Origin of the sequence: Burkholderia sp. Ac-20379 (genome assembly GCF_017104645.1) — a bacterium.
Classification (GTDB): domain Bacteria; phylum Pseudomonadota; class Gammaproteobacteria; order Burkholderiales; family Burkholderiaceae; genus Burkholderia.
The window spans coordinates 1-9,714 of sequence record NZ_JAAGPF010000286.1 but is presented as its reverse complement, the minus strand read 5'-3'; the positions used below and the strand labels follow the sequence as shown (position 1 = coordinate 9,714).

The 9,714-nt window shown below is 65.1% G+C and carries 7 protein-coding genes; 6 read left to right on the top strand and 1 reads right to left on the bottom strand.

All coding sequences use genetic code 11. The annotated features are described in order from the left end of the window. From rluB to truB, 6 genes are all read left to right on the top strand, one after another. Positions 1-1,337, top strand: a 1,337-nt coding sequence (gene rluB, locus G3N92_RS26280) for a 23S rRNA pseudouridine(2605) synthase RluB (protein WP_206130510.1), incomplete at its 5' end; no start/stop codon positions are given. A gap of 289 nt (positions 1,338-1,626) precedes the next feature. Beyond that, positions 1,627-2,088: a ribosome maturation factor RimP gene (gene rimP / locus G3N92_RS26275; protein ID WP_206130509.1), complete on the top strand. Its 462-nt coding sequence runs from the start codon at positions 1,627-1,629 to the stop codon at positions 2,086-2,088. Continuing rightward, complete coding sequence (nusA, locus tag G3N92_RS26270; protein WP_206130508.1) at positions 2,085-3,560, top strand: transcription termination factor NusA; 1,476 nt, start codon at positions 2,085-2,087, stop codon at positions 3,558-3,560. The genes rimP and nusA overlap by 4 nt, the downstream gene beginning before the upstream one ends. Before the next feature lie 93 nt (positions 3,561-3,653). After that, positions 3,654-6,620 (top strand): translation initiation factor IF-2, encoded by a 2,967-nt coding sequence (gene infB / locus G3N92_RS26265; protein ID WP_206130507.1) that lies wholly within the window; start codon positions 3,654-3,656, stop codon positions 6,618-6,620. 111 nt (positions 6,621-6,731) lie between these two features. After that, positions 6,732-7,100 (top strand): 30S ribosome-binding factor RbfA, encoded by a 369-nt coding sequence (gene rbfA / locus G3N92_RS26260; protein ID WP_206130506.1) that lies wholly within the window; start codon positions 6,732-6,734, stop codon positions 7,098-7,100. Between the two features lie 21 nt (positions 7,101-7,121). Then, positions 7,122-8,060 carry a tRNA pseudouridine(55) synthase TruB gene (gene truB, locus G3N92_RS26255; RefSeq protein WP_206130505.1) on the top strand — a complete coding sequence of 313 codons (939 nt, stop codon included), beginning with the start codon at positions 7,122-7,124 and terminating at the stop codon, positions 8,058-8,060. Between the two features lie 90 nt (positions 8,061-8,150). Here truB and G3N92_RS26250 read toward each other — a convergent pair whose 3' ends face one another. Continuing rightward, positions 8,151-9,710: a DHA2 family efflux MFS transporter permease subunit gene (locus G3N92_RS26250; protein WP_206130511.1), complete on the bottom strand. Its 1,560-nt coding sequence runs from the start codon at positions 9,708-9,710 to the stop codon at positions 8,151-8,153. Positions 9,711-9,714 lie beyond the last annotated feature (4 nt).

The window sequence follows — 9,714 nt, the reverse complement described above, 5'->3', positions numbered from 1 at the left end:
CGGCCGCCGAAAGCGCCGCGCCGTCGGCCGACGACATCTTCTCGTATGTCACGTCGCCGGCGTTCGACGCCGACAATTCGGCGGGCGGCAATGGGGCGCGTGCGCCGATGCTGCGCCGCGGCCAGCAGACGGCCAAGCGCGTGCTGACGCCGGAAGACGACGCGCCGAAGCTGCACAAGGTGCTGGCCGAAGCCGGCATGGGCTCGCGTCGCGACATGGAAGAACTGATCGTGGCGGGCCGCGTGTCGGTCAACGGCGAGCCGGCCCATATCGGCCAGCGGATTCTGCCGACCGACCAGGTTCGAATCAACGGCAAGCCGGTGCGCCGCAAGCTGCAAAGCAAGCCGCCGCGCGTGCTGCTGTATCACAAACCGACCGGCGAAATCGTCAGCCATGCCGATCCGGAAGGCCGTGCCTCGGTGTTCGACCGCCTGCCGCCGATGAAAACGGCGAAGTGGCTCGCGGTCGGTCGGCTGGACTTCAACACCGAAGGCCTGCTGATGCTGACGACGTCGGGCGATCTGGCGAACCGTTTCATGCATCCGCGCTACAGCGTCGAGCGCGAATACGCGGTGCGCGTGGTCGGCGAGCTGAATGAAGCCTCGCGCCAGAAGCTGCTGCACGGCGTCGAGCTCGACGACGGCCCGGCCAATTTCCTGCGCATCCGCGACGGCGGCGGCGAAGGCACGAATCACTGGTATCACGTCGCGCTGGCCGAAGGCCGCAACCGCGAAGTGCGCCGCATGTTCGAGGCCGTCGGCCTGATGGTCAGCCGGCTGATCCGGACGCGCCACGGCGAAATCCCGCTGCCGCGCGGCCTGAAGCGCGGCCGTTGGGAGGAGCTTGACGAGGCGCAAGTCCGCAAGCTGATGGCGACCGTCGGCCTGAAGATTGCCGCCGAAGAGAAGGGGGGCAAGCGTGGCGCGCCGAGCGAGCGCCGCCAACCGGATCCGATGGAAACCTCGATGGGCTTCATCAACCGCGAGCCGGTGCTGACGACCCACGGCCAACTCGACCAGCCGCGCCGCGGCGGCCGTCGTGGTGCGCCGGGTGGCGGCGGCTTCGGCGCGGGCACGGGCGGTTACGGTGGCGGTCAGCCCGGTAACGGGTATGGCGGTGGCAAGCCGGGCGGCAACCGTCGCGGCGGTGGCGATGTCGACGGCAATCGCCTGTCGTACGGCGCGAACGGCAGCAAGCGAGGCGGCAGCGCCGCCGCCGGCAAAGGGCCCCGCGGCAATGCGAACGGCAACCGGGCCGACGGCAACGGCTCGGCCGGTGGCGCCCGTGGTGGCCAGCAACGCCCGCAACAACAGCGCAACCGCTCGCGCGGGCGCTGATCGGCGGCGGCCTGGCCGCCGTGGAAATACGATGAAAGGCCGGCCCGGCGGGCCGGCTTGATGAGGCGATACTTTGCGTTTTTATTTAAAAACGCTATAATCGCAAAGTCGCTGGGCGTACGGATTTGTTGTGCGGCCTAGGTGCGACCACCAGAGTAAGAAGATGGGCGTTTCGCCCATTTTTTTTTGCTGAAACGGTTGGGCATCTCGGGTAGCGCTTCCTGCGCCGGCAAGGCGCGCGTCTGCGGGTGAATCGCGAACGGCGAGCGCGAACACCTGAGAGGACACTGTGCAACTGACGGAATTGATTGAAACCACGGTCACCGCGCTCGGCTACGAGCTGGTCGATCTCGAGCGCACCGGGCGCGGCATGCTGTGCATCTACATCGACCAGCCCGCCGGCATCGCGATCGACGATTGCGAAAAGGTGACGCGTCAGCTGCAGCACGTATTGACGGTCGAAAACATCGATTACGAACGGCTCGAGGTCTCGTCCCCGGGCCTCGACCGACCGCTGAAGAAGCTCGCCGACTTCGAGCGGTTCGCCGGGAGCGAAATCTCCGTCACCCTGAAAAAACCGCTGGAAGGCCGCAAGACCTACCGCGGCATTCTGCATGCGCCGAACGGCGAAACGATCGGTTTGGAATTCGAGAGGAAGAAGGGCGAGGCGGCCATGCTGGATTTCACGCTGGCCGACATCGACAAAGCCCGCCTGATTCCGCAAGTTGACTTTAGGAGCCGCAAACAATGAGTCGCGAAGTGTTGATGCTGGTGGATGCGCTGGCGCGCGAGAAAAACGTCGACAAGGATGTCGTGCTGGGCGCGCTCGAAGCTGCGCTGGCCTCGGCGTCCAAGAAGCTGTTCGACGAAGGCGCCGAAATTCGCGTCCATATCGATCGCGAGAGCGGCGAACACGAAACCTTCCGGCGTTGGCTGGTGGTGCCGGACGAAGCCGGCCTCCAGGAGCCGGATCGCGAAATCCTGCTGTTCGAAGCACGCGAACAGCAAGCCGAAATCGAAGTTGGCGGATACATCGAAGAATCGGTGCCGTCGATCGAATTCGGCCGGATCGGTGCGCAGGCCGCCAAGCAGGTGATTCTGCAGAAGGTTCGCGACGCCGAGCGCGAGCAGATCCTGAACGACTATCTCGAGCGCGGCGAAAAGATCATGACCGGTGCGGTCAAGCGTCTCGACAAGGGCAATTTCATCGTCGAATCGGGCCGCGTCGAAGCGCTGCTGCGCCGCGATCAACTGATTCCGAAGGAAAACCTTCGCGTCGGCGATCGCGTTCGCGCCTACATCGCCAAGGTCGATCGCACCGCTCGCGGCCCGCAGATCGAGCTGTCGCGTACGGCCCCCGAATTCCTGATGAAGTTGTTCGAGATGGAAGTGCCGGAAATCGAGCAGGGTCTGCTCGAAATCAAGGCAGCGGCACGCGATCCGGGCGTTCGTGCGAAAATCGGCGTTATCGCCTACGACAAGCGGATTGATCCGATCGGCACCTGCGTCGGCATCCGCGGCTCGCGCGTGCAAGCCGTGCGCAACGAACTCGGCGGCGAGAACATCGACATCGTGCTGTGGTCGGAAGATCCGGCGCAGTTCGTGATCGGCGCGCTGGCGCCGGCGGCCGTCCAGTCGATCGTCGTCGATGAAGAAAAGCACTCGATGGACGTGGTTGTCGACGAGAACGAACTGGCCGTCGCGATCGGTCGCAGCGGTCAGAACGTGCGCCTGGCCGGCGAACTGACCGGCTGGCAGATCAACATCATGACGCCGAACGAATCCGCGCTGAAGCAGGGTGAAGAACGCGATCGCCTGCGCGGCCTGTTCATGGCGCGTCTCGATGTCGACGAGGAAGTGGCCGACATCCTGATCGACGAAGGCTTCACGAGCCTCGAAGAAATCGCCTACGTTCCGCTGAACGAAATGCTCGAAATCGAGGCGTTCGACGAGGAAACCGTGCACGAACTGCGCAATCGCTCGCGCGACGCACTGTTGACGATGGCGATCGCCAACGAGGAAAAAGTGGAGAATGCTTCGCTCGACCTCAAGAGCCTCGATGGCATTACCCCCGAATTGCTGGCAAAGCTGGCGGAAAACGGCGTGCAGACGCGCGACGATCTCGCCGAGCTGGCCGTCGATGAGCTGGTCGAGATGACCGGCGTGGAAGAGGAAGCCGCGAAAGCGCTGATCATGAAGGCACGTGAACACTGGTTCCAGTGAGAAATGACCATGGCGCACTGATATTTGGCGGCCGGAAGGCCGCATGACCCGATGCTAACCGCAAGGAATCGGTCCTTGCACTAAGAGGAATGAATGGCGAGTAACAACGTAGCCCAATTTGCCGCGGAACTGAAAATGCCTGCTGGTGTGCTGCTCGAGCAGCTGCAGGCAGCGGGCGTCCAGAAAGCGAGTGAAGACGATGCGCTGTCGGAAACCGACAAGGCGCGTCTGCTCGATCATTTGCGTAAATCGCACGGCTCGTCCGACGCCGACAAGCGCAAGATCACGCTGACCCGCCGGCATACGTCGGAAATCAAGCAATCCGACGGGACGGGTAAGGCTCGCACCATTCAGGTCGAGGTGCGCAAGAAGCGGACGTTCGTGAAGCGCGACGATGTCGCGGAGAACGGCGTCGACGGCGATCAGGACCAGGTTGAGGACGTGGCAGCCGACGCGGAGCTCAAGCGCCGCGAGGAAGAGGCCAGCCGCGAAGCGGAACTGCTCGAGAAGCAGGCGCAGGAACTCCGCGAACGCCAGGAACGCCTCGAACGCGAGGAAGCCGAGCGTCGTGCCCGCGAAGAGGCTGCGGAAGCCGAGCGCCGCCGTGCCGAGGAAGAAGCCGCCGCCAAGCGTGCGGCCGCTGCGGCACAGCAGCAAGCAGCGGCTCAGCAGGCCGCCGAGCAGGAAGCCGCGCGTGCGCAGCAGGCGCAAGCGGTACCGGCTGCGGCGCCGCAGGCTGCAGAATCGTCGTCGCAAGACGAAGAGCGTGCGGCCGCCGAACGTGCGGCCCAGCGCGAAGCGGCAAAGAAGGCGGAAGATGCGGCGCGCGAAGCGTCCGACAAGGCGCGTGCCGAGCAGGAAGAAATCAGCAAGCGCCGCGCAAAGGCCGAAGCCGAAGCGCGTGCGATTCGCGAAATGATGGCCACGCCGCGCCGTGCGCAGGTCAAGGCCGTCGAGCCGCCGAAGCCGGTCGAGCCGCCGAAGGCCGCCGAAGCCAAGGGCACGCTGCACAAGCCCGCCAAGCCGGCAGGCGAAGCGGGCGCACGCCCGGCCGCCGCAGCGAAGAAGCCGGCGCCGGCGAACGCGAATGCCACCACCACGGCAGCACCGGGTGCGGGCGACCGTAACAAGAAGCCAGGCGCAGGCAAGGGCGGCTGGCAGGACGACGCATCGAAGCGCCGCGGCATCAAGACGCGTGGCGATTCGAGCGGTGGTGTCGATCGTGGCTGGCGCGGTGGTCCGAAGGGCCGCGGCCGCCATCAGGACAGCGCCTCGTCGTTCCAGGCGCCGACCGAACCGATCATCCGCGAAGTTCACGTGCCGGAAACCATTTCGGTGGCGGATCTCGCGCACAAGATGTCGGTGAAGGCGTCCGAAGTCATCAAGATCATGATGAAGCTCGGCCAGATGGTCACCATCAACCAGGTGCTGGACCAGGAAACGGCGATGATCATCGTCGAGGAACTGGGTCACCGCGCCGTGGCGGCCAAGCTCGACGATCCGGAAGCGCTGCTGGTCGAAGGCGACGAAGTCGGTACGGATGCAGAGCAACTGCCGCGTCCGCCGGTCGTCACCGTGATGGGTCACGTCGACCACGGCAAGACCTCGCTGCTCGACTACATCCGTCGCGCCAAGGTGGCAGCAGGCGAAGCGGGCGGGATCACGCAGCACATCGGCGCGTATCACGTCGAAACGCCGCGCGGCGTCGTCACGTTCCTCGACACTCCGGGTCACGAGGCCTTCACGGCCATGCGTGCACGCGGTGCGAAGGCCACCGACATCGTGATTCTGGTGGTGGCCGCCGATGACGGCGTGATGCCGCAGACGAAGGAAGCCATCGCCCACGCAAAGGCAGGCGGTGTTCCGATCGTCGTGGCGATCAACAAGATCGACAAGCCGGATGCGAATACGGATCGCGTCAAGCAGGAACTCGTCGCCGAAGGCGTCGTGCCGGAAGAGTACGGCGGCGAATCGCCGTTCGTGCCGGTTTCGGCAAAGACGGGCGCCGGTATCGACGATCTGCTCGAAAACGTGCTGCTGCAAGCCGAAGTGCTGGAATTGAAGGCACCGGTCGAAGCCGCCGCCAAGGGCATCGTGATCGAAGCGAAGCTCGACAAGGGCAAGGGCCCGGTCGCAACGGTGCTGGTGCAGTCCGGCACGCTGTCGCGCGGCGACGTCGTGCTGGCCGGTTCGGCATACGGCCGCGTGCGTGCCATGCTCGACGAAAACGGCAAGCCGACCAAGTCGGCGGGTCCGTCGATCCCGGTCGAAATCCAGGGTCTGTCGGAAGTGCCGGGCGCGGGCGAGGAAGTGATCGTGCTGCCGGACGAGCGCAAGGCGCGTGAAATCGCCCTGTTCCGTCAAGGCAAGTTCCGCGACGTCAAGCTGGCCAAGCAGCAGGCGGCCAAGCTCGAAAGCATGCTCGAACAGATGGGCGAAGGCGAAGTGCAGAACCTGCCGCTCATCGTCAAGGCCGACGTGCAAGGTTCGCAGGAAGCGCTGGTGCAATCGCTGCTCAAGCTGTCGACCGACGAAGTGCGCGTGCAGATCGTGCACGGTGCGGTGGGCGGCATCAGCGAAAGCGACGTCAACCTGGCGGTGGCCTCGAAGGCGGTCATCATCGGCTTCAATACGCGTGCCGATGCTCAAGCCCGCAAGGTTGCCGAGTCGAATGGCGTGGATATCCGCTACTACAACATCATCTATGACGCAGTGGATGAGGTGAAGGCGGCCATGTCGGGCATGCTGGCTCCGGAAAAGCGCGAAACCCAGACCGGTACGGTCGAAGTGCGCCAGGTCATCAAGGTGCCGAAGGTGGGCCTCGTTGCCGGCTGTATGGTCACGGACGGCGTGGTCAAGCGCTCGTCGTCGGTGCGCGTGCTGCGCAACAACGTGGTCATCTTCACGGGCGAGCTCGATTCGCTGAAGCGCTTCAAGGACGACGTGAAGGAAGTGAAGCAAGGCTTCGAGTGCGGTATGTCGATCAAGAACTTCAACGATATCGTCGAAGGCGATCAGTTCGAAGTATTCGAGGTCACGGAAGTCGCTCGGACGCTGTAAGGCCGACGTGAACGCTGATGGGCGGGGCAGGCGTGGGCCTGTCCCGCCCATTTTTCATGGCGACGGCACGACGGCCGTCGCCCGTTCGATGAACGGAATGACGGATTTACCATGACGAAGAAACGTACTTCTCCCAATCGCAACGTGCAAATCGCCGATCAGATCCAGCGCGATCTGTCCGAATTGATCATGCGCGAAGTGAAGGATCCCCGGATCGGCATCGTGACGATCCAGAGCGTCGAGCTGACGCCGGATTACGCGCACGCGAAAGTCTATTTCACGGCGCTGACGGGCGATCCGCATCAGACGCAGGATGCGCTGAACCACGCGGCCGGCCATCTGCACAACCTGCTGTTCAAGCGCCTGCACATCCATACGGTGCCGACGCTGCATTTCCACTACGACCAGACCATCGAGAAGGCTGTCGAGATGTCGCGCTTGATCGAGCAGGCGAATTCGACGCGCGCGAAGGACGACTGAGCCCGGCTGCCGATTCCTGTCATGACGACTGCTCCCCAACGCCCGCGCGTGCCGCGCCGCATGCTCGACGGCGTGCTGCTGCTCGACAAGCCCATCGGGCTGTCCAGCAACGATGCGCTGATTCGCGCCAAGCGCCTCTATCTGGCGAAGAAGGCCGGCCACACCGGCACGCTCGATCCGCTCGCCACCGGCTTGCTGCCGCTGTGTTTCGGCGAGGCCACCAAGTTCTCGCAGGATCTGCTCGAAGCCGACAAGACGTACGAAGCGACGATGCGGCTCGGGATTCGCACGACCACCGGCGACGCCGAAGGCGAGGCGCTCGAAACGCGCGATGTCACGGCCGATCGCGCCGCGGTCGAGGCGGTGTTGCCGCGCTTTCTCGGCGAGATCGTGCAGGTGCCGCCGATGTACTCGGCGCTCAAGCGCGACGGCAAGCCGCTCTACGAATATGCGCGCGCCGGCCAGACGGTCGAACGCGAAGGCCGCCAGGTGACGATCCACGCGCTCGATCTGCTGGCGTGCGCGTTGCCCGACGTGACGTTCCGCGTGACCTGCAGCAAGGGCACCTATGTGCGCACGCTGGCCGAGGATATCGGCGAGGCGCTGGGTTGCGGCGCGCACCTGGTGGCGCTGCGTCGCACCGGCGTCGGCGCGTTGACGCTCGAGCATGCCGTCACGCTCGACGCGCTGTCCGATGCGCCGGCCGCCGAGCGCGACACATGGCTGCAGCCGGTCGATGCGCTGCTGTCCACGTTCGCGCGCGTGGCGCTCGATGCGGATGAAGCGAAGCGTTTCCGTCACGGCCAACGCTTGCGGCTCGCGGCGGCCCATGCGATCGACGCCGAGGAGGGCGCGCGCGTGCGCGTCTACGACGAGGCGGAGCGGCTGCTGGGCGTCGCGCGTCTGACGGATGGCGTGCTGGCGCCGGAACGGCTGGTCGTCAGCGGCGAAGCCGGCTGATTGCCGTGAACGCAACGGCACCATGAAAAACGCCCGGTCGATCGACCGGGCGTTGTGCTTTGCGATGCCGCAAACCGATGCAGTGGCGCCTCAGTGCGCGGCCGATGCCGCCGCCCCCGAATCGCCGCCGCCGGCTTTCTCCGGCTTGGTGATCCAGACCAGCCCGATCAGCACCACGAAGATCGCCGCCGACAGATAGAACAGGTCGTTCACCCCGAGCTGGGCCGCCTGCTGCGTGGCCATCTGGTTGATCAGGCCATGCGCCTGCTGGTCGGTGAGCCCGAGGCTGTTCATCTGCGCGATGGCCTGATTGAACACCGGGTTGTAGACGTTGGCCTGCTCGACGAGTTGCGCGTGGTGGAAGTTGTTGCGATGGTCCCATGCCGTCTGGAAGATCGACGTGCCGATCCCGCCGCACATGATCCGCACGAAATTCGACAAGCCCGATGCCGCCGGAATTCGATGCCCGGGCAGCCCTGACAGCGTGATCGACACGAGCGGAATGAAGAAGCCGGCCATCGCGATGCCCTGTATGAACGTGGGCGCCATCAGCGACCATTCGTCGACGCCTGTCGTATAGCCCGAACGCATCCAGAAGCAGAGCCCGAACACGAGGAACGCCGCCGTGGCGATATAGCGCGGATCGGTGCGCGGCAGGAACTTGCCGGTGATCGGCGACAGGATGATCGCGAAGAAGCCGACCGGCGCCAGCACCAGCCCGGCGTCGGTGGCCGTGTAGCCGATCTGCGTTTGCAGCCACAGCGGCAGCAGCACCAGATTGCCGAAATACAGCCCGTAGCCTACCGACAGCGCGACCGTGCCGCCCGTGAAATTGCGCGTGCCGAACAGCGACAGATCGACCACGGGGTGCTCGGCCGTCAATTCCCAGATCACGAAGAACGCCAGCGCGATCACGGCCGTCAGCGCCAGCCCGACGATCATGGGCGAGGCGAACCAGTCGAGATCCTTGCCCTTGTCGAGCATCACCTGCAGCGAGCCGACCCAGATCACCAGCAGGGCGAGGCCCACGCCGTCGATCGGCGCCTTGCGCGTGACCGATTCGCGGCTGCGGTAGATCATCCACGTCACGATCGCGGCGGCGATGCCGACCGGGATGTTGACGTAGAAGATCCACGGCCACGAGTAGTTGTCCGAGATCCAGCCGCCCAGGATCGGCCCGGCCACCGGCGCGATCAGCGTGGTCATCGACCAGAGCGCCAGCGCCATCGGCGCGCGGGCGCGCGGATAGCTCGACAGCAGCAGCGATTGCGACAGCGGGATCATCGGCCCGGCCACCGCGCCCTGAATCACGCGCGAGACCAGCAGGAACGGCAGCGTCGGCGACAGCCCGCACAGCCACGACGAAATCACGAACAGGATGATCGAGGCGAGGAACAGGCGCACCTGGCCGATCCGGTCGGTCAGCCAGCCGGTCAGCGGCACGGAGATCGCGTTCGCAACCGCGAACGACGTGATCACCCAGGTGCCCTGATCCGACGACACGCCGAGATCGCCCGAGATGGTCGGAATCGCGACGTTCGCGATCGAAGTGTCCAGCACGTTCATGAACACCGCGAGCGACACCGCAATCGTGCCGAGCACGAGTTGGCCGCCTTGCAGCGGCGGATGGGCTTGGGGAGGCGTAGCCATGAGG